The sequence below is a fragment of the Pontiella desulfatans genome (genome assembly GCF_900890425.1).
In the GTDB taxonomy this organism is placed as follows: domain Bacteria; phylum Verrucomicrobiota; class Kiritimatiellia; order Kiritimatiellales; family Pontiellaceae; genus Pontiella; species Pontiella desulfatans.
In genome coordinates this window covers 315509-340498 of sequence record NZ_CAAHFG010000001.1, presented here as the reverse complement: position 1 = coordinate 340498, position 24990 = coordinate 315509, and the positions used below count along the sequence as shown (strand labels likewise).

The following is a 24990-nucleotide window of genomic DNA, read 5'->3' as shown; positions in this document are numbered from 1 at the left end:
CCAAAAAAAAGCCGCGGGCGGTGAAGGCTAACTGGTTAGCCTTTTCGCTATTATCCCTGCACTCGTCGTGCTACGTTCCCATCCCTATGAGTGAAAAACCAGACCACAACGGAGCGCGCCGGGTCACCCTGCGCGATATTGCCAAGGAGCTGGGCGTTTCCCACGTCACGGTCTCCAAGGCGCTTCGCAACCAGTCCGGCGCCTCGGAGGAGCTGAAAGCGCGGATCCAGGCCAAGGCGGAAGAAATGGGCTACCAACCCGACCCCATGCTGGCCGCCCTCTCCCACTATCGCAAGAGCAGCAAGACCAAACCGGTACAGGCGAGCCTGGCCTGGATCAACACGTGGACTGATCCGAATCAACTTCGGCAGTTTAAGGAGTTCGATCTCTACTGGCAGGGCGCGGCGGAAAGTGCGCGGAGGCTGGGGTTCAAGCTCCAGGAGTTTTCCACGGCCGAAATCCCGTTGCGGCGACTCGAAACCATCCTTAAAACCCGGAATATCCAAGGCATCCTGCTCCCTCCCCTGCGCGACCCGGTCGAGGGTTTGCAGGCGTTTGATTGGTCGAGCTTCGCCGTGGTGCGCTTCGGCCAAGCCATCCCCTTTCCCGAAACGCACTTTGTGACGGGCGCCCAAATGGCGGACACCATGCTGGCCTTCGACCGCGCGCACCAGCTCGGCTATGAACGGATCGGGTTTGTCTGCGAATATTGGCGCATGCGCTTTTTCGGGGTGGGCTATTCCTGGGCCCAGAAAACCCTCCCCCCCAAACAGCAGCTCCCGTTGCTGACCCTCAACCAGACGGATGATTTCGAGCATCAACAAAGCGTCTTTGAAAAATGGATCGCAAAAGCCAAACCCGATGCCATCCTCACCGACAACAGCAATACGCTGAAGATGCTCAGCAACCTGGGCTACCGCATCCCCGAAGACCTCGGGCTCGCCACTACCAGCATCCACGACACGCCGATCGATGCGGGCATCGACCAACGCCCCTTCGAGATCGGCCGCGCCGCCGTCCGCACCTTGGTTTCGCTGCTCGTTGAAAAAAACTTCGGCATCCCGGATTGCCGCAACGAAATCCTCATCGAAGGCCAATGGATCGACGGTTCCATGCTGCCCCCCCGCACATAGCGCGCCCCAAAAACCGCGTCTAGCCACATCGCCCGCCTGCGCCCGGAAGCTAACAGGGTAACCCAGGAAATGGTTTCTCCGGAAGCAGGGGCGGCCTATATCTATCCACTGACAATACGTCAGGTCGTGTCCGGTCTCCGCGCCGGCCCCGACCCAAACAAAAGTGGAAATCAAAGGAGAGACCATGAAGAAAATCCTTACCTGCGCAGCCCTGGTGGCACTACCCTTGGCCCTGATGGCGCAAACAACCATTACCTGGACCGGGGCCGGCGACGGCAGCACCTACACCGACGGAGTAAACTGGGGCGGCACGGCCCCGACCGATGACCTCACGACCGATATCGCCCAGCTCACGGGCGGCACCGTCAACCTGGACGCCGACCGCAGTGTGTACGGTTTGGATATCGACACAGCCAGCACGTTGACCGGCTCGGGAACGCGCTTGATTCTGGGCGGAGGCGGCCTCACCGGCTCTTCAGCGCTCATTCTCAGCAACAACGTGACCTTGCGGACCGGCACCGTCACCACCTATGCGTCCGATGTCACGATTGATGGCGCTACGGTCGAGGCCACTACAGGGACTCAAGGCTTCCTGGGAACCGGAACCATCACCCTCGATAACGGAGGAACAATTGCAGGGCAGAGCAGTCACATCAATATGAGGGACACGACCAGCATTGTCCTCGGATCAGGCGGCGGCACCCTCGCCAATGCGCACACCCGGGCCGTTTATGGGCTGAATAACACCGTCATTTCAGGTGCTGGCCAATTAACACTCGACGGTTCAGGTAGCACCAGCTACTCCGGAAACAGTCGTATTCAGATGGAGGGTGGCATAAACACCTACACCGGTGGAACGCGTCTCCAAAACAAGGCAAACGTTCAAGTTACTGCGGATGAAAACTTTGGTGCTGCTGGCTCCAAAGTGACCATTGATGACGCGAGGCTTATTACAGGCGGCGGTGTTGATTTCGGAAGCCGCGAGTTCGCGATCACGAGTAATGGAGGTAGAATTAGTCTCAACAATCAGGCTTCAACGATTGGCGGCAGCCTTAGCGGCTCGGGCGCATTGCTTATCGACGGACAAAATCTGAAAGACAATGGTGGAACGCCTAGCGGAACCCTTACGCTCACAGCGGACAGCACCGCCACCTTCACCGGCGACATCACCATTGGGCCCGGAGCGACACTGAAAGCGAACCAGAACTCGATCGCGATCGACAGCGGACTTGGAACGGCCAACATCACCCTGGACGGCGGAACGCTGTCGGCCAACGGCAACAACCACATGGACATCGGCAACCGTCAGATCGTCCTGACCGAAAATGGCGGAACGGTCATTCACGGAGGTAGCAGAAACATCTACGGCAGCACCAAGATCACCGGTGCCGGGCAATTGACGATCAAAGGCGCCAATGGCGATGGCGGTCGCTTCCAGATGACCGGCAACGGCAGCGACTATACGGGCGGCACGCTCGTCACCGAAGGCGGCCAGGCTTGGGCCTATTATGGCGATTCGTTCGGCACGGGTGCTGTGACCCTCGATAACGGAGATCTTCAGCTGGTCAACAACGGGCACACTTTCGCCAACGACATTGCGGTTGTAGGCACCGGCAGCGACATCAAGGGAGCCAAGACCGCAACCTTTAGCGGCGTGCTTTCAGGAACTGGGGAACTCACCATCAAGGATAACGGAACGCTCAGCTTCAGCAACACCGGCAACACCTTCGAGGGCACACTCAATCTCGGAACATCGGCCGGCACGGTGAATTTGACCTCCCTGGGCGATGGCGCCACCATCACCGGGGATGGCGCAGGAACGCTGAACTTCCTCGGGGCCATCTCGCTGGACACGGCCAATACCTACGCCGGGGGAATCACGGTTGCCTCCGGGGGTTCAATTGGCGGTAGCGGCTCGCTGGCCGGTGACCTCACGCTCGCATCCGGCGCGATGATTGAATTCAGCGCCACCGAAACCCTTACCGTTGCAGGCTCGGTCACCTTGGACAGCTCCTTCGGCATCGACGACCTGCTGGGCCTCGACGGCAGCACGGCCGAGGGAACCTACACGCTGATCGCCAATGACGGCGACTTCTCCCACATCGAAAACTTCGGCGAAGCCTTCGCCGCCGACATCGGCGGCGGCAAGAGCGCCTACTTCCAGACTGGCAGCCTCCAGGTGGTTGTGATTCCGGAACCGGCCACGCTCGGTTTGGTGGCGGTCTTTGGCGCGGCGGTGCTCTTCATCCGCCGCCGGTTCATGATCTAGGATCGAGCACACCCGTTGCCATGGAAAATGCGTCGCCGCAAGGGGACGCATTTTTCGTAGGCAAACGGTTTAACCCAACCCGGCGGAGCCGGAACCAAATTTTACCACCCGGTTGCCGCTTCGCTGCCGTCGCTTCGCGCCAGCCTCACTTCGTGTCGCTAGAGAGCACCGAGACACAGAGAACTCCATCCCTCTGTGCCTCCGTACTACTATCCGTCAATTTCTTGTTTTCCTGGCAAATTTTTTTACCACCCGCTGCGCTAGAGGACTCTGAGGCACAGAGGGTTAGGATGCTCTGTGTCTCTGAGATCTCTGTGGTAAAAAATCCGTGTCTTCGGTGTTCTTCTGTAGCTTCAAATAATTTGGTTGCGGCACCGCTGCTCCAGGTCCTCAGTGGTAAAAAAAATCCGTCGCAAACATGATAGGATTTGAGTAGAGAGGGACTAAAAACGTAAATGAACCACTGATGAACCCGGATAAACACAGAAACCATATCAGCGTCCATCGGTGTTCATCCGTAGTTCCATTCCCGAGTTAAGGGTTAAATTTCCACTTCGGTGAACCGGCCGTTTTCATGGACGGTTTTGCCATCGAGCTGGATGCGGCCGCCGGGACGCATGTCGCAGACCATGTCCCAATGCAGGCCGGAATCGTTCACGCCGCCGGCCTTGCGCAGGCTCGCGCCGACGGCCAGGTGCACGGTTCCGCCGATCTTTTCGTCGAAGAGCGTGTTGCGCGAAAAGTTTTTGATGGCGTAGTTGCAGCCGATGGCGAATTCGCCGACGCGGCGCGCGCCCTCGTCCTGGTCGAGCATGTGGTTGAGGAACTCCCCGCCTTTTTCGGCCGTTGCTTCGACCACCACGCCCTTTTCAAAACGGAGTTTCACGCCTTGGCATTCGTGGCCCATGTGGATAGCCGGAAAGCTGAAGCAGATGGTGCCTTCGACGGTTTCCTCCACCGGGCAGGTGTAGATTTCGCCATCCGGAAAGTTGTCGTTGCCGCAGCTGCTGACCCACCGGCGGTTTTCGAGGCGGAAGGCCAGGTCGGTTCCGTTGGCCGCTTCGATATGGATCTGCTTATGCCCGTTGAGATAATCGACCGCCGCATCCTGCTTTTTGGAGAGCGCCTGCCAGGAGGCAATCGGATCGTCGTGGTCGAGCAGCCCGGCGGAAAAGACAAAATCCTCGTATTCGGCCAGCGACATGCCGGCATCCTGGGCCGACGAGTGGGTGGGAAACATCGACCCCGTCCAGCGCAGCTCGCCGCTGGCGGCGCGCCGGAAGAAGGTTTCGGAAAACGGCTTGCGGGCGGCGCTCATCAGGCTGTGGCGCTTCGAATCGGTGTTGGAAAGCGCACGCGTGTTTTCCTGCCCCCAAAGCCCGATGCGGCAATCGATGTTTTCGAGCTCGTACAATGCGATCGGGCTCAAGTAGGAAAGTTGCTCGTCCGAACCTTCCTTGAGCAGGATTTCGCCGAGCGCTTCCGGCGCAACGCGGACGATCGGATAGCCGCCCGCCCGCAGGGTTTCGCGATAGATTTCGACGATGAGGGGTTCGGTAATCGAGTTTCCGCTGATGGCCACGCGGTCGTTGGGCTTAACGCCGACCGAATAGTTCACCAGCACCTGGGCCAGTTTTTGAAGACGTGGATCCGTCACAGTATACTCCTGATTTAGTGCTTACAGATTATTCCGCCTGAACGCGGAAGAAGAGGTTGGGATTGTTGCGCGGCAGCAGGCTGTCGGCGGGCAGCGTCCAGCTCCCCTGGAGCTCGCCCTGCGATCCCGTGCTGCGCAGATCAACCACCCCGGGCGGGTTGTCGATCCAGCTTTGCAGGTCGGTGCTGTATTGCAGCATGACAGCCTCGTCGCCATGGGCGGCGGGCACGGTGTATTCGGCCGCAAGAATGCCTTCGCCATCGACCAGCCGCTGGGCGCCGCCCGTCGAGGAGATCATCCGCCAGCGCGGGCGGCTGGCCCGGACGGCGGAGGTTTCCACTTCATAGCCCCAGAAGCGCAGCGGCCCGAGATCGGTCGAAAAGTCGAACGGCAGCACGGTTGCCCCGACCACCAGCTGGCCCGCCCCAGTGGCCGGGTCAAGGTCCATTGTGCAGTTGGCCTGGCTACCCTCGAAATCCTCCGCCGGCAACGTGGTGCTGACGGTGGTTTGGCCGGGATAGCTTACGGCAACCTGCAAGCTGCTGGCATCGATGCGCACGGCCAGGCACTGCGACACCTCGTTGGCGTTGCCCAGCAGGAACGATGCGGCGGTGCTGGAGGGAAAATTCAGTTTCCAGTCGAACCGCGCGGAAGCCCCCAGCCCGTTTTCGAACGGCAGATAGTTGAACGCCGACCCCGTACCGGACGGCGTTAGGGTATATCCATTGTTGGCCCCGGCGGCATCGTGCGAACCAAAGAGGTAGGCGGCGGGTGTCAGGTCGGTCTTTGTGAAGAATTCGTCGTCCGCCTTGAAGTAGGTCGAAACGGAGACCTCGTGGGTGCCCTCCACCAGCGGAATCAGGCGCGCCAGGACATCCGTTTCGTTCGTCGAGAGATCGGTCGTTTCGTAGAGGTCGGCGGCGAGGTTGAACAGTTCGTAGGTCGGAGCGCTGCCGTCGGTTTTGCGGGTGCGGACAATCTTCCAGTCGCCCGAGCGCACGGCGCGCCAGCGGCGGTCGCCCTCGGTGAAGGACCAGTAGTGGTAGTTGCGCGGCTGCAGGTCGGCCTCGGAACCGCCGAGCAGGGCCGGCAGGATGGAACGCCCGGTGACCTGCGCCGGGGACGACATCCCCGCGAGCTCCGCGAAGGTCGGCAGCATGTCGGCGAAGGTGCCGACCACGCCCGAGGTGGTGCCGGCCTGGATGGTGCCCGGCCACCACGCCACGAACGGTTCGCGGATGCCCCCTTCGTAGCAGTCGCGCTTCAGGCCGCGGAAATCGGAGTAGCCCGGCTTCAGGTGCTCCGGCGTGAGGAAGGTCGGCTCGTCTTCGCCGTTGTCGGAGCAGAAGATCACCAAGGTACGGTCGTCGATCCCGAGCTCGACGAGCTTATCCAGAATGCGTCCGGTGTCGCGGTCGGCGGCCGAAACCATGGAGGCGTAGCAGTGGTTGTTGAAGTTTGGCCAGCCGGCGGCATATTCATCTTCGCCGAAGGGCATGCCGGGATAGACCGCGTTGATCAGGGTCTGGTCGAGATCGAGCGGATCGTACAGCAGGCCGTCGGCATCGGTCAGCGCATCGAGCGTGGCCGCCGGATACATGTAGGCGTGCGGCGGCGTCCAGGCGCAGTAGAGGAAGAAGGGTTTATCGGCGTGGTCCTCGATAAACCGGAGGCCTTCGGCCACCACGACATCGTGGGAGCAGACGTTGCCGAAATCGTTGCTCCAGGCTTTCGTAATGGCGTTGAGGTTGGCCGCGCCCGGAATATACAGCGAGTCGCCCGCGCCCAACTGGTCTTCGTTGAAGTAGATCTTCTGGTCGTTTTTCCAAAGATACTTCGGGAAAAAGCGGTGGGCCGCCGTCTGGCTGAGGTAGCCGCAGAAAAAGTCGAACCCCTGGTTCCAGGGGGCGCCGACGGTGGTGGATCCCCCGAGCCCCCATTTGCCCACCAGGCCCGTGGTGTAGCCCGCCTGCTTGAGCACTTCGGCCAGCGTAACGCGATCGGTCTGCAGCGCCATCGTCGAATTATGCCGATCCTGCGACCGGCGCGCGTCCTGGCCGCTCATCAGGCAGGAGCGGCAGGATTGGCAAACCGGGCTCGCGGTGTAGTAGTCCGTGAACATCATGCCCTGGCTGGCCATGGTGTCCACCCGCGGCGTCTGCAGCGTGGCCTGGCCATAGACGCCGATTTCGCGGATGTCGAGGTCGTCGATCATGATAAAGACAATGTTCGGCTTTTCGGCCAGGTTGGGAACGTGCGTCCCGTCGGAAGGATCGTAGCCGAGCTGGATTTCCGTGGCGTCGTCAACGCCATCGTCGTCCGTGTCGGCCAGCAGCGGGTCGGTGCCGGTGTTGCCGGGGCCGGCATACGTTCCGGTATCCGACTCCACGCCATCCAGCAATCCATCGTCGTCGCAATCGGGGTTCATTGGATCGGTCACGCCCGCCACTTCCACCTCGTCGGCCAACCCGTCGGAATCGGAGTCGGCCTTGTTCGGATCGGTGCCGTTGGTTTCCTCGGCCTCGTTGTCGAGCCCGTCCCCATCGGGATTGCCCGTCCCCAGTTGATTCAAGTTTCCAAAATTCATGGATTCCCAAACGTCGGAAAGCCCGTCCTCGTCCTCGTCGATGGCGTACATGCCGGCGTCGATGGCGTTGCCGTTGATATAGAAAACCACATCCCGCGGGGAATAGGCCTGGTTGTAGCTGGGGATGCCGGCCGTCCTGATTTCGACCCCGTCGGCATAGGCGGAGCTGCCCGACTCCCGGTATTGGAAATAGGCGCTGTCGCCCGCCCCGTCGACATAGCCGATCAAAAACCCGTAGGCCTTGTTCTCGGCGAAGTAGAGCGGGCTGGAGCTGAAATCGAACGTCAGAAACGATTCATCGGCGAACGAAAGGCCGTTCAGGTCGACGCTCTCAACCTTCAGGGCGGTCATGCCGGTTCCACTGAGGGGATCGCCGTCGTCCGTCCCGGTGGTTCCGGCCTGCGTCCAGCCCGACTCGTCATTGCCGTCCATGGTGGGCTCCCAGGTGAAGAGCCACAGCTGCAGGGCATCGCCCGAACCGAAGCTCTGGGCGGCATCCTTGCGCAGCGTCACGCCGGTGACCTGGTAGCCGGGGAATTCATCGCCCGTGTCGGGCATCAGGAAGGAGTTCCCCCGGGTCGTTTTTCCGCTGCTTCCGTCGTGGAACGATCTCGTGTAGCTGGATGCGGTTGGGTTCGAGACCAGGGCGCCGGCTGGGGCGGACGCCGACACCGTCAACACCGCCTCGGCCTGAACCGATGACACACCGGCGGCCAAACACAAACAGGTTATCCATTCCGAACGCATGCAACCTCTCCTTTTCATAACCAACAGCGCAGGGTGCTTTATCTGCGGATCCATTTCCACGGCTTGAATGTAGCCAGGAGACCGGCCTGCGTCTTGTAGAAGTCTGCCATGCCTGTGTATATTACTGCAGGCGTCCCCGTGGTACGGGTGCGGTCACTCAAAGTAGCGGTTGATCTTCGGGAGTTCCCGGAGATCGGTTTCATCGAAGGCGTCGAGGGTGTTGGAGTCGATATCGAGGACGCCGACCAGTTCGCCGGTGGCCGTCACCATGGGGATAACGACTTCGGAGCGGGTGGTTGAAGAGCAGGCGATATGGTCGGCGATGGCGTCCACATCGGGCACGTGCTGGATTTTCATTTCGCGCGCGCACTTGCCGCAGACACCCTTGGAGAAGGGAATCGAAAGACAGCCGTGCGTGCCTTGGTAGGGGCCGATCTTCAGGGTGTCGTCGCCCATGTTGCGATAGAAGCCGACCCAGTCGAAATGGTCGAAGGCGTGATTGAGCTCGCAGGCGATGGTGGCCATGCGCGCAATCGCATCCGGCTCGTCCCCGCACAGGGCGTCGAGCCCCCCGAAAAGCTGTTCATAGGCCGCTGGTTTATCCATGTCCGTGTTTCCTTTTCTGCTACAACCCGAACGGGTGCTCCTTGCCATGCGGGGCGACGGGGGCGACCGATGGCGTGGGCCGGGCGGCGCCCTTGGGCCAGAACAGGACCGTGGCGCCGGGCTCGGTTTGGATGGTGCAGATGCCGTCGGCGCCTTTTTTGACCGTGGCCTCGTTGGAAGCAACCCATTGGGCATCGGCCATGGCCGGATCCACCTCCACGGTTCCGCCGGCTTCGGACTGGACGAGCACCCATTGCGTCGTGCCGTGCTCGCGGCGGGCGCTGACCAAATAGGCCCCTTCGCCGCGCAGCTGGTGGAACTGGGCATCGGGCCATTCCGACGGTACGGCGGGAAAGACGCGGAGCTTGCCGCCCCAGCTCTGCAGCAGCATTTCCTGCATGGCGGTGGCGCCGTGCAACGGCGTTTCCATAACGGGCAGGTGGTCGATTTCGTAATAGAGCGTATTGGGCCGTAGATGGGATTTGAGAATGGAAAGATAACGGAGGGCTTCGTCGCCGTCGCCCAGCAACGACGCCATGCAGGACGCCCCCGTATAGGCATAGCCGGCCAAGCCCCGTCCAAAGCTGTGCCAATGCTTCAGGCTTTGGTCGATCAGCGCGCGGTCGGCGGGCGCCTCCGGCGTGAGGGTGCGCAGCGGATAGATGGCAAGCAGGTGCGACCAGTGGCGATGCCCGCCGGTCAGCTTGACGTTGCGGCCAACCATGCGTCCGGTCTCTGCATCGACATGCGCCGGCACAAGCCTGGCCTGCAGCTCCTTCCAGACGGGAACCAGCGGTTCGTCCTTGCCGGCGGAGAGTTCGAGCAGGCGCCCGACACCCCAGTGGAGCAGATCGATATCGTAGGTGCAGTCGGCCGCGCGGCGGTATTCGGGGCTGTAGGTTTCCGGCAGGGAGAGCTGCCCCTCCTTGTTTTCCACCAGGAAGTGGCGGTAATAGTTCACGGCGCGCGTGAGGAGCGGATAGAGCACGTTGTCGCGCAGCTCGGCATCCTGCCAATAGCGGCATTCGAGATCGACGTTGTGCAGTCCCCACAGCAGGTTGCCGGTTTCGCGGCCCATGTTGGGTTCGATCGGATCGCGCCCGCCGGGCTGGCCGGCATGGCCGAGGAAATCCCACCCCGACACCGTGCGGCCAATGGCATAGGAATCGGCGCGGTAGGGTTCGGCCACGTTGCGCGCGAGGTTGTCGCGGTTGGTATCGAGCCGATGGCTCATGGCCGAAACCGCCCCCCGGCGGTTGGCGGTGTAGCCACCGCTATGCGACAGCTGCACATTGAGGTTCCACCAAAGGGCATTCCATGCGGTGGGCTGGAGCCATGGTCCTTGGTTATCGATCATCCACCCCTTGTCGCGCGTGGCGCAGGCGAGCTTGTACTGCTGGATCCAGTAGAACGCGTCCCAGTAGCGGTCGCCGATGGAGACAAAGCTTTGCGGATAGTAGGCATGCCACCAGTCGCGGTGCGCCTGCACCCAGGCGGCCTGGTCGGCCTTCGCCGCGGCGCGCACGGCGGCCACGGCTTGTTCCACCGCGCCCTTGTCCGGGAAGCTGTGCAGGACGCTGAGCCAAAGCTGCGTTTTATCGCCGGCCTTCTTTTCGATCCAGGCCACGGCGGTCTGTCCGCCGGAAGCGAGATTCTGCACGGCGGTCCGCACCCCGTCGTCGAGTGTTTCGAGCTCGGGCGATGGGTTGGCGGGCACGCGAAACTCGTTGCGCGGTTTGGGCAGCATGCTGGCGCGCAGCGCACGGGGATTGCGCGCCTCTTCGGCAACATAGGCTAACTTCGCGCCCTTGAGACGGCCCTCGCCCGCCAGTTCGAAACGCAGCACGGGTTCGGTGGCATGCGCCAGCGCCGACCATTCGGCGGAACCGCCTTTGGCGGAGAGCGTGCCCGTGGCCTCGGCATCCCACAGCGAGAGGCGCGACTGGCTGCCGGTCACATCTGCCGGGAGCTCCATCCGCAGGTGCCCGATGAAGTGGCGGCCGCGGTTGAGCACCGTAACGTTTTTCTCCGTGAGATCGTCCTTTTCGATCGGACGGTGGTCGTGGGCCGCCGAGCAGCCGACATCCCACCGCAGCGTCCGGTGGTCGAGTTGGTACATCAGCGTCCCCTGCTCGCCGTTGCCGAGGAACGGCCCTTCGAACCATTTGGACGGAAGCTTTTTCCACTGCAGGTCCTGCCCGGCCATGAACACCGGCCAATCCACCGCATCGATCTCCGGCACCGCCGCCCACGCCGCGACCGACAAGAACAGGGTGGCGAGTATTAATGACCGCAAAGACGCTAAGACGCTAAGAATCCCCAATTCATTTCCTTTGCGCCTTTGCGTCTTCGCGGTCAAAAAAATCTGTTGAATCGTTTTCATGTTCTTTTTCCTATTGCGGCTCCTGCCGGGTGACGATCGGGACATAGCCGACCTCCATGCCCTTCGGCGGGGAAACGATCAACGCGGGGTCGAGGTCCGCGAGCGTTCCAACGGTGGGCGGTGCCAGATAGTCGCGATCGTTTTTCCAATGCGCGTGGATTTTTTCCACCTTCTTCTGCAGGGCTTCGCGCTCTTCGTCGGTCAGGTCGGCATTGAGCAGCGCGGGCTGGTCGGCGAAGCGATACCAATGGTAGGTCACCGCGCTGCCGTCGCCCAGGTTCGCCTTGAACGGCCCCGCCACGGGGCCGGGGGTTTTCCAGCAACTGCCGGGGTCTTCCGGCGTCGTGTAGACATAGGGTGTTTCCTTCGGGTTCGGACTGAAGTCGGCCTCGCCCAATTGTTGCTTGGCCTCGATGCTCGCCGTGCGCGTTGGAATCCATTTCCCGTTCTTGCTCTTTCCGGATGTATCCAGACGATACAGCTGCGGCAGCTCCACCACGGCTCCCCGCGAGGTTTTCTTCAGCGAGACCGTATCCAGGTCCCACAGATAGCGGAAGGTGTATGGATCCGCCGCATCCGGCTTCATGAAATCCATCGCGAACGGAGCCCGGTCTTCCTTGGGAACATGCTTCATGTAAACCTTCCACCCCACGCCGCCCTTGCCGTTGAACCGTTGCGTGAAGGTTCCCCCGGGGGCGAAGCGGCCGTCAACCGGATCGCCACCGTTGAACCAGGCCTCGACTCCGTCCCACAGGGCGGTTTTGTCGTAGACGCTCAGGCGGTGCATGATCAGCGAATCGCCCTTGGGGCCGACGGGGAACAGGGTCGGCGCCATCCGGGCGAAGGTCTCGCCCTTGGAGTCGGTCACCTGCGCGCACAGAATGTGTTGGGTCTCCATCGAAAGGGAGCGGTTCGCCTTTGAGGGGCGGCTGTCGAGGAACATGCCCGCCACGCTCGGCTCGTCGACCGATGCGCGCGACCAGAAGTAGGGCGTGAAAAACGCGACCGGCCCCTTGAAATTGCCTGTGCCAAGGAACAGCGTCCAGGAGTGGTTCCCGGTCGGGACATCCGCCCCCGCCGTGGTGGTTTTCGGTTCAGTGAGCGGCAGCGGGTGATAGCCGTATCCGAACAGTTCGCCGCAGGTGCCCTGCTTCAGGTTTAACCCGTCCGGCGGAAACAACAGCCAGGGGCTCAGCTGCGCCACGCCATAGTGCCCCTTGGGATTGTTCCAGTCCTTGCCCTTCCCCGCGCCGGGCCCGTTGGCCCATCCACGGAAATTCAGTTCCACGCCCCCCATAATGAATTTGGGCGTCGTTGTGGGATATTCCGTGTTGCGCCACCAGCCGAGCCCCCCCTCGATATCGGTGTAAAGTTTAATGGGGGCCGGCTGGTTGTTCGCGGGAAACATCCACGTTCCGAACAAACCGGATTGGAAGCGGCGCCCGGGATGCCGGGGATGCAAGGGCCAGGCCGCCGTATACATCGAAAACCCGGCACCATACGAATCGGCGGCGTTTTCCTTGCCGATATGCGCATAGCCGCCCACGTTTCCGATATGCACCGGGTTCGTCGCCTCCCCCCGTTCAGCCCCGGCGGCCTCAGCCGGCGGAACGATGCACCAGGCCAACAGCACACCGCACAACAACACAGCTGACTGCTTGGCGGCGGCGAGCATGTTGCGAATGATGACCGAGGCGCCGAAGGCGATGCCAACCATGACTACGGCCAGAACCGTCAGCAGCCCGAAATAGTTGCCATAGACCTCTTGAACAATCCCCTGCGTAATCTCCATCCCCTTTTCCTGCGCGATGGAGGTCGAGAAGACCGCACCGAAAATTCCGCTCAACGCGATGGCAACGGAGAAGAGACTGACCGAAAAGTTTTCGATGCGCCGCGGTGCGACCGACAGGATGAAGGCCACCACCAACGCCCCCACGATGACTTCCGCGAACGCCTGGAAGAGATGAACCACGAGAAAGATTTCCGGACGAACCACCGCATCGGCGCCCACCAGTTCCATGGCCGCCGTCATGGTTCCGAAGGCGATGGCCGTCAGCACGAAGGCGATGGCAACCCGGGTGGCCGTCGACCAATTGATGCCACGCTTTTCCATCTTCGAGAAGACCAGGGCAATCACCGGGCCCGCCACCATGCACCACAATGGATTCATCGACATGGAGGCTGCCGGGGTAATGGGGATGATGCCGAAGAGGTCGCCGCGCATGGTATTGATGGCCACCAGGTTCAACGAGGTCATGATCTGTCCGTAATAGACATAGAAACAGGTGGTCAGAAACATCATCACCAGGATGGTGCCCATCTCCAGCCGCTGCGCGCGGCCGAACGTGAACATCAGCGAAACAAAATAGAGAATCGCCGCACCGCCGATCACGTAGACCATGATCCGCCCCGCTTCCATGTTCGAAAACATGAAGAACACCAAGCCGGTCATCGCCGCCGATACCGCGAAAAACGCCAGCCAGTTCCGGACGCCGACGGGCGCCTGGTCAATCTCCGCCGCCACGCCCCTGAGCGGCCGGCGCATGAACACCAGCGTGCCGAGCGCCAGTGCGCTCAAAAGCGCGGACAACAGGAACCCCCCTTGGAACCCGGCCTTGAGAATCAACGCCGGGAAGAGGTACATCCCCAAAAACGCACCCACGTTATTGACCGAATAGTTTACCGGAATGCCATTTTCAAAATCCTCCTGCGTTTTGAACGTGCGCTTGTAAAGGCTCGGATAGGAGGGCGACATGAGGCCGCGGAAATAACTCGCGAGCGCGATGCCGCTCAATGCCAAGGGAACATTCCGCACCCATGCGGCCAGCACGAGCAGGAGGTAGCCGGCCGCAAAACCCATGCAGGCGATGGTGAGGCCCCGATACGCCCCGAGGAATTTATCGGCAACGAAGCCGCCGGCCACGGCGAACAGGGGGCCGATGGCAGAGAATGCGCCGAGGATCAGCAGGGTTTGTTCTTCGCTATAATCGAGCTCCAGGAAAAAGGGCGTCAAGATACCCATCACGCCGTAATAGGAGAGGCCAAACAACATTTGGCAAAACATCATGGATCGGTTCAGGTTATTCCACATTAGGTTAATATCCATTTATCCAGCTTGGTCGGGAGGGTGCAGAGGTTTTTGCAGCCGTCCGAGGTGATCAGGTAGTCGTCCTCCAACCGCACACCGCCGGTGCCGATGAAGTAGATGCCGGGTTCAATCGTTACGATCATGTTTTTTTTAAGCCGTTCCTTGGACGCGGTTCCGAGCGTCGGCGCTTCATGGATCTGCAGACCAATGCCATGCCCGAGCCCATGCCGGAACTCCGTGGTGTATCCCGCCGCCGCAATCCAATCCCTGGCGGCCGCATCCACCTTGCGGCAGGAGACGCCGGGCTTCAGCAGGTCGACCGCCGCCAAATGCGCCTCGCGCACCAACGAATAGATTTTACCGATCCTCTCCGGCACCGAATCAATGAACACCACGCGCGTCATGTCGCTGCGGTAGCCGTCCAGCTCGGCGCCCCAGTCGAAGAGTACCGGATCGCCTCTCTTCACCTTGCGGTTGGTGGGCACATGGTGGCATGCGGCACTGTTGGGACCGGCGCCCACAATGGTTCCATTGCCTTGGAAGCCCTGCTTGTCCGCCCCCAGCGAGCGCATCCGGTATTCCAGCTCGGCCGCCAACTGCTTTTCGGTCCTGCCGATAAAATAGCCCGCGCCGCCGCCCAGCAACTGCTTCATCGCCTTTTCCGCAATCCGGATGGCCTTTTGCGTTAGGGCAATTTCGCCGTCGTCCTTCACCGCCCGACAGCGCCCCACCACCCCGGGCACCGGAACCAACTTCTTTTCCGGAATCGTTTTGCATAGCGAGCGGTAGCGATCGATGGCCATATGGTCGGTTTGTATACCGATGCCCTTAACGCCGCGGCTGTTGAAGATGCCGGCCATCTCCTGGTCGAGATGCTTGAAGAGCATCGTTTCGGCACCGGGGGCAAAGCGCGGCACGAGATCCTTGAACATGTTCGAGGTGAACAGCACGCACCATTTCTTGCCGATCAGCAGTGCCGGGCAGCCCTCGCGCAAACCGCTCAGATAGTGCACATCCACCGGATTGGTGATCATCAATCCGGCAACCCGGCCGTCGCTTTGCTTAACGGCAGCCCGCAAGACGGCGGCGCGGCGCTTCTTGTATTTTTCCGTCAACCCATCGCGTTCCAAACCCATATCGGCCATCTCCATCCCGGTAGCGATTCACCTGCCGGGAAGATATCCTTTAAAGCATCGTTCGTCCAAATGTCCACCCCCATCGGCAACAATCCTTCCCGCCTCAATCCGGGAAGAGACGCCCACGCCGCTAGCGTGCACCAAGGTGCGTGAATTGTACAATATATCAACTCAACACCTTTGATAAAAAGTTCCAACATGGTTGACCCTCCATAGTGATCAACCGTGCGGAACGCAGTGTTAATAAGTTGAACAACCCACCAAAAGGAGATGGACCATGAAGACCACACGAAGCTTCACCATGGCAATGGGCGTGGTTGCCCTGCTATGCCAGACCAGCCTAGGGGCAACGCTTACCGTTGACACGACCGAGCCCGGCGGCGAGGCCGCAAAGCATTCCCAAATGGGTAGCTACACCCGCGCATTCGGAACCAACCATGCCAACTCAGGCTTCAGCCGCGGACAAACCTTCACCACCGCCGACACGGGCGATGCCAACAAGGCTTGGAGCGTGACGGAATTCGCGCTTAAAAAGCACACCACCCACACCTTTGGAACCAACGACACCATTCAGCTTTGGATTTTTGAGTGGAGCCCCACGGCAGACGCCGACACCATGGACAAGTGGATCACGGGCGATGGAAACCTGAGCGACGGCGACCCGATGAATGGAACCGGCGTTGGCGAAGTGCTGGTGAATGGCGATGTTTATGAGCTGCCGGAATCGATTACGGGCGGGCATTATTTGCACTTCGGCTTCGACACACCGCTGGAACTCGCCGAAAACACGGCTTATGGCGCGTTCATCGTCTTCAACGACGCGGATGCCACAGGAGCCCAGTTTCTCCAGTTGGGAATCGGCTCCGGGGGGTCCACATACCCAAGAGGAAGAACGCTTCGAACCGAATCAACGACCAATACGTCTTATGACCAGGACTTGACCTTCTATGTGACGGGAACGAAAGTTGCCGGATCGGGCGGCCTGAAACTGGGTTCGCCGTTCCAGGATGGAATGGTGCTGCAGCGCGACAAAGCCGTATCGGTTTGGGGCCTGGCCGATGCCAGCGCCTCGGTTTCGGTTTCGATCAACGGCACTTCAACCAACACCACGGCCGATGCCGAAGGAAACTGGACCGCAGTACTGCCCGCCATGGGCTACGGCGGCCCCTACCAGATGGACGTAATCAGCAACGGCGAAACCAATACGCTCGCCGATGTACTGATCGGCGATGTATGGATCGCCTTCGGACAGTCGAACATGGTTCGCCCGCTGAGCGAAATGGAGGGTGCAACCACCTATATCGACGCGATCACCAACGGCGCCCCCATCCGCTGCCTGCAGGTACGCTCCATGGCGGCCACCTCCCCGCAGACCACCGCTTCGATGACCTGGCACGGCAACTCCGATCCGAGCTTCTGGACTTCCGTCGGCACGGTCTTCGCCTATGAAAACTACCAGAAAACCGGCGTTCCCACCGCCATCATCTGGGGCGCATGGGGTAGCTCCACGATCGAGGGATGGATGCCCATCCAGATGACCAACGACTTCCCGCACTTTGCCGCGGAGATGGAAGAGTATTACGCCAACGACGAAGCGGATGCCATCGCCATGCTCGATGGCTCCATCAACTACGACGATGTCTGGATCCGCCAGCGTCCCAACCTGATCTACAACCGGATGATCCACCCGCTGTTGGACTATGGCATTTCCGGTTTCGTGTGGTATCAGGGCGAAGCCAACGCCGGCAACGCGACCGATGCCGACCAGTATGGCGACACCCTGCCCGCATTCGTTACGGAATACCGTTCGCTGTTTGGCCAGGGCGACCTCGCCTTCTACGGCGTTCAGCTCCCCTCCTACAACAGCACCTACTGGCCCTGGTTCCGCGAAGCGCAGGACCAATTGCTGACGATCCCCAACGCCTATGTTGCGGTTACGCTGGACACCGGCCTTTCCGGCAACATCCACCCCTACGACAAGGGGCCGATCGGCCAGCGCCTCTCGCTGCTGGCACAGAAATATGAATACGGCCTCCCGGTTGAAGCACACGGACCGACCCTGTCGTCCGTCAGCATCGCCGGAAGCGACGTCACCGTCAGCTTCTCCAGCGCCACCGGCCTGACGACCGACGATGCCGCCGATCCGGCCGCATTCGAAGTCGCGGGTGCGGACGCTGTATTCCATGCCGCCGACAGCGCAAGCATCAGCGGTTCGGACGTCACCGTCAGTTCCACATCGGTTGCAACCCCGATGTATGTTCGCTACGCCTGGCTGCCCTATGCGAAGGACACCATCAACCTGGTGAACTCCGACGGCCTGCCCGCCGCCCCGTTCCGCACCGATACCGAGTGGGCAGACCCCGCTCCGACGTTTAGCGCGGATCCCTTCAGTGCAGATCCTGCCGAGGAAAATGTGGAATACACCGGCTCCATTGCCAGCGCGGCGACAGGTGCGGAATTGGTCTTCAGCAACCTGACGACCGGCACCTGGCTGAGCATCGCCGAAGACGGCACCCTCGGCGGAACGCCTGCTCCGGGTGATGTGGGAGTCAACTCCTTCAACGTTCAGGTGACGGACAACATTGGCCGCACCGCCACCGCCACGATGACGATTGAAGTCCTCGCGTATGTCGCTCCCGACCTCTCCAAATATGTCGACACCTTCGATGGCGATGGGCTTGACGTGAACACCGGAAGCGGTGGCGGATTGGAATATGTAGCACTCACCAGCTACACACTTTATGTCACGGACAATTCGGACAACCTGGTGTTCAGTCAAGGATTGGGCAGCAATTTGGGTGCTCAGCACGGCGGCGTGCACACGGCTAATACATTCCCCGTAACACACGGCTTCACACTGGACGTAACCTATTCGATCGTTGGCGTTCCCGGAACCCTTTCGGAGTCAGTAGGCATTGGACTGATTGATGGTGTTGAGGGTCTACCAGGGATGCTTTATGCCGCGACCAAGCAAGAGTCCCTTGGAATCAGCCTCACCGCCCGGAATGGTAATCAGGGCCTAAACCACTGCACCTATACGGAGGGCGATGCGGCTGGCATATTGACCTCGTTGAGCACTGCTCAAACTATCTCTGCCGGAACCGACCGCACCTTCAGCCTTACGGTGGATGCGGACGGCAACTACAGCTATAGTGTCGATGGAGCCGCCGCAACCATGGGCACGACGACATTCGACCTGACCAAGGAATACCACTTCGCGATCTATTCCCAACGGGCTTCCACGGGGCTTGAGATTCAGAGCGTTTCGTTTGTTCCGGTCAATGTCGTAACCGGCATCGGCGACATTACGATGGATCTGTCCGGGGGCGGCGGCACGCACGCAGGCTTCAGCTGGTACGGGCAGTCGGGTGCGAACTACGAGCTCCAAGCCAGGGAATCGCTGACCGTTGGCATCTGGGAAACCGTAACGAATGTCGCCGGCGAGGATGCCGTTATCTCGATCACCGAAGAAATGGATAAGGACAACGAGTTCTATCGGGTCAAGCTGGCTGAATAGCCCACCTTGCCCATCCGTTTTACGCCAACAGGCGCGGCCCACGCCGCGCCTGTTTTCCGTCGGGGGGTTTTGACGCTTTCGCCCGCGCCGAATCGTCCGTCCATCTAAAGGAACTCAACTTGAATCGTCTCACCACAGAGGACACCGAGGCAGAGAGGAATATAGCACCCCCGCTCCTCTGTGCCTCGGTGCCCTCTGTGGTAAAAAACGAATCAGTTCAATTGGGTATAATCGGTCTGGTGCCATTTATCCTTTGTGGCCAACCTCAGCGGGGAACGGGCGGGTTTTGTTTTCGAGCCAGGCGCGCTCTTCTGCGGAAAGATGCGGGGCGAGACGATCGAAGACCTTTTGATGGAACGCGTTGAGCCACTTGAGTTCCTTCTCGGTCATCAGTTCGGCCTTGAGCGGTGCGGTGTCGACCGGGCAGAGCGTCTGCGTCCGGAAGCGGTAGAAGATGCCGCATTCGGTTTCGCAGTCCTCTTCCACCACCGCCATGTTTTCGATGCGGATGCCATGGCGGTCTTCCTTGTAGACGCCCGGCTCGATCGTCAACAGCATGCCCGGCTCAAAGGGGGTATCGCACGTCTTATGCGCACTGATGCCCTGGGGCCCTTCATGGACGTTGAGGTAGCAGCCGACGCCGTGGCCGGTGCCGCATTTGTAGTCCACCCCGTGTTCCCACATCGCGAGGCGCGCGAGCACGTCGAGGTTGTTGCCGGCCGTCCCTTTCAGGAAGCGCGTGCTTGAAAGATTGATGACGCCCTTGAGCACCAGCGTGTAGTCCATGCGCTGTTCGTCGGTCAGCTCGCCGAGGGCGAAGGTGCGCGTGATGTCGGTGGTGCCGCCGAGGTATTGCCCGCCGGAGTCGATCAGATAGAACCCCTTCGGCTCCAGGGTGGCGCAATCGCCGCGCTTGGCGCAGTAGTGCATCATGGCGGCGTTGGGGCCATAGCCGGAAATCGAGGTGAAACTCAGATCGAGACATTCGGGGTTCGCGAGGCGCAGCCGTTCGAGTTCATCGGAGGCATCGACCTCGTCGACGCCGCCGTTCGGCACGTTTTCCTCGAGCCATTTCCAGTAGCGCACCATGGCCACGCCATCGAGCTCATGCACCCGCTCCCAGTTGTGGAGTTCGGTTTCGTTCTTGCGTGCCTTGGGCAGGCTGGCCAGCTCCTTCCCCTCGACCACCTTGCATGGGATTCGCCGGCGCAGCGCGGCGCTCACCCGCTCTTCGCAAAGAAAGACGGCCGCCGACTCCGGCAGCTCTTCCACCGCTTCGAATATTCCATCGTAGGGCGCAACACCGATGCCCTCGGCGGCCAGCCCTTCGCGGACCTCCTGGGTCAGCTTGGCTTCTTCGGCGAACAGCGTGGCTTTATCCTTTTCCACCAGCGCATAGGACGTGAGCAGCGGCGTGTGCGCCGTATCGTTGCCGCGGATATTGAACAGCCAGTTGACATCGTAGATGGAGGAGATCAGATAGGTGTCGGCATCCTGCTCCTCCATGGCCGCGCGGATCTCCTTCAACTTGTCGGCGGCGGAACGCCCCGCATATTCAACCGGCCAACGTTTGGCGGGATCGGTCGGCAGCTCCGGGCGGTCGATCCAAACCTGGGAAACCAGATCGACATCGGTTACCAGCCGTGCCTTTTTCTTTTCCAGTTTTTCCGCCCATTCCTTGCCCTGCTTCGCGGTGATCAACCGGCCGTCGACCCCCACGGCCCCACCTTGCGGCACGTTCTCGGCCAGCCAGTCGATCAGCTCCGGCACGCCATCCATTTTCATTTTGAACAGCTCGAACCCGGAACCTTCCAGTTCGCGCTCCGCCTGGATGAAATAGCGCCCGTCGGCCCAGACCCCCGCCTTTTCGGCCATCACCACGGCGGTGCCCGCGGAACCGGTGAAGCCGCTCAGCCAGGCGCGGCAGCGCCAGTGCGGATGGACATATTCCGTCTGGTGCGGGTCGGCGCTCGGAACCACGTAGGCATCGAGCCGGTTCTCCTTCAACAAGGCACGAAGCTGTTTCACGTGTTCTACTGCGGGTTTTTCCATTGGTCTTCCTTTCAACATTCCTGGTTTTCCTATGCGAGTTCCCGGTAGACCGCCGAAAACTGTTCGATGGCATCATCCAGGTTTTCCATGCTGTGCGCCGCGGAAATCTGCACCCGGATGCGCGCCTTCTCCCGGGGAACCACGGGGAAGGAAAAACCGATAACATAGATGCCCCGCCCGAGCAAGCGTTCGGCCATCGCCGTGGCGAGCCGCGCATCGCCCAGCATGATCGCCACGATCGGATGGTCGCCTTCGGGGACATCGAAGCCGGCCTCCTTCATTCTCATGCGGAAGTAGGCGGTATTCGCCGTCAACCGGCCCAGCAAATCGTTGGGGGAGGAAACGAGTTCCAATGCCCGGATGGACGCGGCGGCAATCGGCGGCGCGATGGTGTTGGAAAAGAGGTAGGGCCGCGAACGCTGGCGCAGCAGGTCGATCACCTCTTGGCGCCCGCTGGCATAGCCGCCGCTGGCGCCGCCCAGCGCCTTGCCGAAGGTGCCGGTGAGAATGTCCACCCGCCCCATGACCCCGCAATGCTCGGGCGTGCCCCGCCCGCCCTTGCCGAGCACGCCGACCGCGTGCGAATCGTCGACCATGACCAGCGCATTGTAGCGGTCGGCCAGCTCGCAAATGGCGGGCAGGTTCGCGATGGTTCCATCCATCGAAAATACGCCGTCGGTCGCGATCAGCCGGATGCGGCAATCCTGGGTTTCCTGCAGCCGCACCTCCAGCTCTTCCATATTGGAGTTGGCGTAGATGTGCCGCTGCGCCTTGCAGAGACGGACGCCGTCGATGATCGAAGCATGGTTGAGCGCATCGCTAATCACGGCATCCCCGTCGGTCAGCAGGGTTTCGAACAGGCCGCCGTTGGCATCGAAGCAGGAGGAATAGAGAATGGTGTTGTCGGTTCCGAGAAAGTCCGAAACCTTTTTTTCCAGTTGCTTGTGCAGCTGCTGCGTCCCGCAGATGAAGCGGACGGAAGACATTCCGTAGCCCCAGTTGTCCAATCCGGCATGGGCCGCCGCAACGAGGGCCGGATGGTTCGCGAGGCCCAGATAGTTGTTGGCGCAGAAGTTGAGCACCTCCGCGCCGCCGACGCCGATGGCGGCGCCCTGCGCGCTTTCGAGCACGCGCTCGTTCTTGAGCCATCCGCCTTCGCGGATGCCGTCCAGCTCACACCGGAACCGTTCGAGTCCCTTTTCCATCATTCACTCCAATCCAGCACCACTTTGCCCGAGTTGCCCGAAAGCATGCGCTCGAAGCCTTTTTCATATTCGGTATAGTGGTAGCGGTCGGTAATGACCGCGGAAATGTCCAGCCCGCTCTGGAGCATGGAGGTCATCTTATACCAGGTTTCGTACATCTCGCGGCCATAGATTCCCTTGATGGTGAGGCCGTTGAACACCACCGTGTCCCAATCGATCCCGACGTTCTCCGGCAGGATGCCAAGCAGGGCGATCTTGCCGCCGTGGCACATGGAGGAAAGCATTTGCCGGAAAGCCGACGGATTGCCGGACATTTCAAGGCCGATATCGAAGCCCTCCTTGAAATCGAGATCCTTCATGACGGCTTCGAGGCTCTCCCCGGCCACATTGACGACGCGGTCGGCCCCCATTTTTTTGGCCAGTTCGAGGCGGACGGGATTCACATCGGTTGCCACCACATAGCGCGCGCCCGCATGCTTGGCGATGGCGGCGGCCATGCAGCCGATTGGCCCCGCACCGGTAATCAGCACGTCTTCGCCGAGCATATCGAACGAGAGCGCCGTGTGGGTGGCGTTTCCGAACGGATCGAAACAGGAGAGGATTTCCTCGGGGATCGAGGGGTCGCAGTGCCAGGCATTGGTTACGGGGATGGAGAGGTATTCGGCATAGGCGCCGTTGCGGTTGACCCCCACGCCACGGGTCTTCGCGCAAAGATGGCGGCGGCCGGCCAGGCAGTTCCGGCACCGCCCGCACACCACGTGCCCTTCGCCACTCACCAGGTCGCCGATCTCGAAATCGTGGACGTTCGCGCCGATCTCCGCAACCTCGCCCACGAACTCGTGGCCGATCGTGAGCGGCACCGGAATGGTTTTCCGCGCCCACTCGTCCCAGTTGTAGATATGCACATCGGTGCCGCAGATCGAGGTCTTGCGGATCTTGATCAGGACATCGTTGATGCCAATCTCCGGAACCGGGACATCCTCGAGCCAAAGCCCGCGTTCCGCCTTTTTCTTAACCAATGCTTTCATGGCATCCTTGCTCCCCTAATCCACCCCGGCAGGTGGTCCGTCTTTAAATTAGAGCGACTCCACCAAATCCGGACGCGGGGAATTCAGTTCGCGAAGCAGGATCTTCTTAAGGTCTGAAACCTTCTCCGGATATTGGTCTTCGAGGTTGTGCCGCTCCTCGTTGTCTTCCCGAATGTTATAGAGCTGGAACTCATCCTTCTTGCGGTCGATCTCCACCAGCTTCCAACCGTCCTTGGCAATCAGCGCAGAGCTTCCCATCCGGTTGAAGTTGTTGTTGACGATGACGTAGTCGTGCTCCTTCGGCTGCGGCTTCGACAGCAACGTGGGCAGATAGGACAGGCTGTCCTTGCCCTTCGGCATTTCTGCGCCGATCAGGTCGGCGAGCGTTGCCATGAAATCGTAGTGGGCGCTCAGGTGGTCGGTTTCCGTACCCGGCTGGATCCTGCCCGGCCAGCGCACGATCATCGGGCACTGCATGCCGCCCTGGTAGCCGGCGCGCTTGATGCCGGCGCGTCCGCCCGCGCCGTCGAAGATGTCGCCGCATTCGGAGGTGCGCCACTTCCTGTCGGTCAGGTTGGCCTTTTCTCCACCCGGGCGGGTGTTGGGAAAGTTTTTCTTCGGGCCGTAGTAGAGCTCGTGGCCATTGTCGGAGGTGAAGGCGACCACCGTTTTTTCGTCCAGCCCCAGCGTCTTCAGCTCCTGCATGATCAAGCCGACGTGGTCGTCGAGCATGCGCACCATGGACGCATATTTTTTTTCGGCCAGCGTCCAATCCTGGTCGGCGTAGTCCGGATGCAGCTCGGGAATGGCGACAGGGCCGTGCGGCAGCTGGGTCGGGTGGTAGAGGAAGAAGCGTTCGTCCTGGTGCTCGCGGATGTAGGCAAGGATGCTCTTGATGAAGACGTTCTGCGAATAGGTTTTTCCGCCGGAACCGACGGGTTCGTTCCCCTCTTCGCTCATCTTGCCGCAATAGGGATCGGTGTTGCCTTCGAGCTCGAACCGCTCGCCGTTGCGCCACAGGTAGGCCGGGTAGAAGCCGTGGCAGCGGACGTGGCAATAGTAGCCTTCGTGGAAGTCCCAGCCAAAGCGCCGCACGCGTTCGTTCCAGGTCAGGAAGCCGCGGTCGAGCTTGCCGAACTGCGCCGTTTTATAACCTGCCTGCTGGGCAATCTGCCCCAGGAAAACCTCGTGGTCGGGAATGGTCCGGTTCTTTTTCAACTGCTCGAGTTTCTGCTCGTATTGCTCCTGGGTAATCTTTCCCGTATCGCGTTGGATCGGGAGGCCGCCTTGGCTATGGCCCCAGCCGCCGCGGCGGCCATCGTGCATGCCGGTCAGCAGCGTCCAGCGCGTCGGCGCGCAAAAGACGCCGCCATAATAGTTGTTGAACTTGATGCCTTCCGCCGCGAGCCGGTCGATGTTCGGTGTCCGGACCACCTGCTGTCCGTAGCAGCCCAGCATGCCGATGCCTAGGTCGTCCGCGTAGAGCAGGATCACGTTGGGGCGTTCCAGCGAGGGCTTGAGCGCGAACGAGGCGGGCACCGCCAGGAGGAGTGCCGTGAGAATGAGGATGTGTTGTTTCATG

General features: G+C 60.9%; 12 protein-coding genes and 1 pseudogene. 3 read left to right on the top strand and 10 right to left on the bottom strand.

The features are described from left to right. Positions 1-86: 86 nt before the first annotated feature. Together E9954_RS01355 and E9954_RS01350 are read left to right on the top strand one after the other, a co-directional pair. Complete coding sequence (locus E9954_RS01355; RefSeq protein ID WP_136077459.1) at positions 87-1133, top strand: LacI family DNA-binding transcriptional regulator; 1047 nt, start codon at positions 87-89, stop codon at positions 1131-1133. A 184-nt stretch (positions 1134-1317) separates the two neighbouring features. Further along, complete coding sequence (locus tag E9954_RS01350; protein WP_136077458.1) at positions 1318-3402, top strand: beta strand repeat-containing protein; 2085 nt, start codon at positions 1318-1320, stop codon at positions 3400-3402. 541 nt (positions 3403-3943) lie between these two features. Here E9954_RS01350 and E9954_RS01345 read toward each other — a convergent pair. The 6 genes and pseudogenes from E9954_RS01345 to E9954_RS01320 all read right to left on the bottom strand — a co-directional run bounded on the left by E9954_RS01345 (position 3944) and on the right by E9954_RS01320 (position 15606). After that, positions 3944-5059 carry an aminopeptidase gene (locus tag E9954_RS01345; protein WP_136077457.1) on the bottom strand — a complete coding sequence of 372 codons (1116 nt, stop codon included), beginning with the start codon at positions 5057-5059 and terminating at the stop codon, positions 3944-3946. Between the two features lie 28 nt (positions 5060-5087). Continuing rightward, positions 5088-8393, bottom strand: a complete 3306-nt coding sequence (locus E9954_RS01340) for a sulfatase-like hydrolase/transferase (RefSeq protein WP_136077456.1) — start codon at positions 8391-8393, stop codon at positions 5088-5090. Positions 8394-8546: 153 nt separating this feature from the next. After that, on the bottom strand, positions 8547-8999 hold the full coding sequence (locus E9954_RS01335) for a GAF domain-containing protein (RefSeq protein WP_136077455.1): 453 nt from the start codon (positions 8997-8999) through the stop codon (positions 8547-8549). Positions 9000-9018: 19 nt separating this feature from the next. Beyond that, positions 9019-11382, bottom strand: a complete 2364-nt coding sequence (locus E9954_RS01330) for a glycosyl hydrolase family 95 catalytic domain-containing protein (RefSeq protein ID WP_136077454.1) — start codon at positions 11380-11382, stop codon at positions 9019-9021. A gap of 1657 nt (positions 11383-13039) precedes the next feature. Then, positions 13040-14473 (bottom strand): annotated as a pseudogene (locus E9954_RS34020) (oligopeptide:H+ symporter); the annotation flags it as partial. Then, positions 14473-15606, bottom strand: a complete 1134-nt coding sequence (locus E9954_RS01320; protein ID WP_168441876.1) for a M24 family metallopeptidase — start codon at positions 15604-15606, stop codon at positions 14473-14475. The pseudogene E9954_RS34020 and the gene E9954_RS01320, both read right to left, overlap by 1 nt. Before the next feature lie 277 nt (positions 15607-15883). On the opposite strand from E9954_RS01320, the gene E9954_RS01315 reads away from it, so the two are divergent. Then, a complete protein-coding gene (locus tag E9954_RS01315) occupies positions 15884-19123 on the top strand; it encodes a sialate O-acetylesterase (RefSeq protein WP_136077452.1) in 3240 nt (1079 codons plus the stop codon). A 246-nt stretch (positions 19124-19369) separates the two neighbouring features. Here E9954_RS01315 and E9954_RS01310 read toward each other — a convergent pair whose 3' ends face one another. The 4 genes from E9954_RS01310 to E9954_RS01295 are packed head-to-tail and all read right to left on the bottom strand — an operon-like array spanning position 19370 to position 24989. Continuing rightward, complete coding sequence (locus E9954_RS01310) at positions 19370-21193, bottom strand: aminopeptidase P family protein (RefSeq protein ID WP_136077451.1); 1824 nt, start codon at positions 21191-21193, stop codon at positions 19370-19372. Positions 21194-21204: 11 nt separating this feature from the next. Next, positions 21205-22383 carry a glycine C-acetyltransferase gene (locus E9954_RS01305; protein ID WP_222847005.1) on the bottom strand — a complete coding sequence of 393 codons (1179 nt, stop codon included), beginning with the start codon at positions 22381-22383 and terminating at the stop codon, positions 21205-21207. Next, a complete protein-coding gene (gene tdh, locus E9954_RS01300; protein ID WP_136077450.1) occupies positions 22380-23408 on the bottom strand; it encodes an L-threonine 3-dehydrogenase in 1029 nt (342 codons plus the stop codon). The genes E9954_RS01305 and tdh overlap by 4 nt, the downstream gene beginning before the upstream one ends. 48 nt (positions 23409-23456) lie before the next feature. Continuing rightward, positions 23457-24989, bottom strand: a complete 1533-nt coding sequence (locus tag E9954_RS01295; RefSeq protein WP_136077449.1) for an arylsulfatase — start codon at positions 24987-24989, stop codon at positions 23457-23459. Position 24990: the final 1 nt, after the last annotated feature.

Excerpts from the sequence above, each read along its gene's own strand:
- E9954_RS01355 (WP_136077459.1), top strand. The coding sequence starts at position 87 with ATGAGTGAAAAACCAGACCACAACGGAGCGCGCCGGGTCACCCTGCGC.
- E9954_RS01350 (WP_136077458.1), top strand. The coding sequence starts at position 1,318 with ATGAAGAAAATCCTTACCTGCGCAGCCCTGGTGGCACTACCCTTGGCC.
- E9954_RS01340 (WP_136077456.1), bottom strand. The coding sequence starts at position 8,393 with ATGCGTTCGGAATGGATAACCTGTTTGTGTTTGGCCGCCGGTGTGTCA.
- E9954_RS01335 (WP_136077455.1), bottom strand. The coding sequence starts at position 8,999 with ATGGATAAACCAGCGGCCTATGAACAGCTTTTCGGGGGGCTCGACGCC.
- E9954_RS01330 (WP_136077454.1), bottom strand. The coding sequence starts at position 11,382 with ATGAAAACGATTCAACAGATTTTTTTGACCGCGAAGACGCAAAGGCGC.
- E9954_RS01320 (WP_168441876.1), bottom strand. The coding sequence starts at position 15,606 with ATGGGTTTGGAACGCGATGGGTTGACGGAAAAATACAAGAAGCGCCGC.
- E9954_RS01315 (WP_136077452.1), top strand. The coding sequence starts at position 15,884 with ATGAAGACCACACGAAGCTTCACCATGGCAATGGGCGTGGTTGCCCTG.
- E9954_RS01310 (WP_136077451.1), bottom strand. The coding sequence starts at position 21,193 with ATGTTGAAAGGAAGACCAATGGAAAAACCCGCAGTAGAACACGTGAAA.
- E9954_RS01305 (WP_222847005.1), bottom strand. The coding sequence starts at position 22,383 with ATGATGGAAAAGGGACTCGAACGGTTCCGGTGTGAGCTGGACGGCATC.
- tdh (WP_136077450.1), bottom strand. The coding sequence starts at position 23,408 with ATGAAAGCATTGGTTAAGAAAAAGGCGGAACGCGGGCTTTGGCTCGAG.
- E9954_RS01295 (WP_136077449.1), bottom strand. The coding sequence starts at position 24,989 with ATGAAACAACACATCCTCATTCTCACGGCACTCCTCCTGGCGGTGCCC.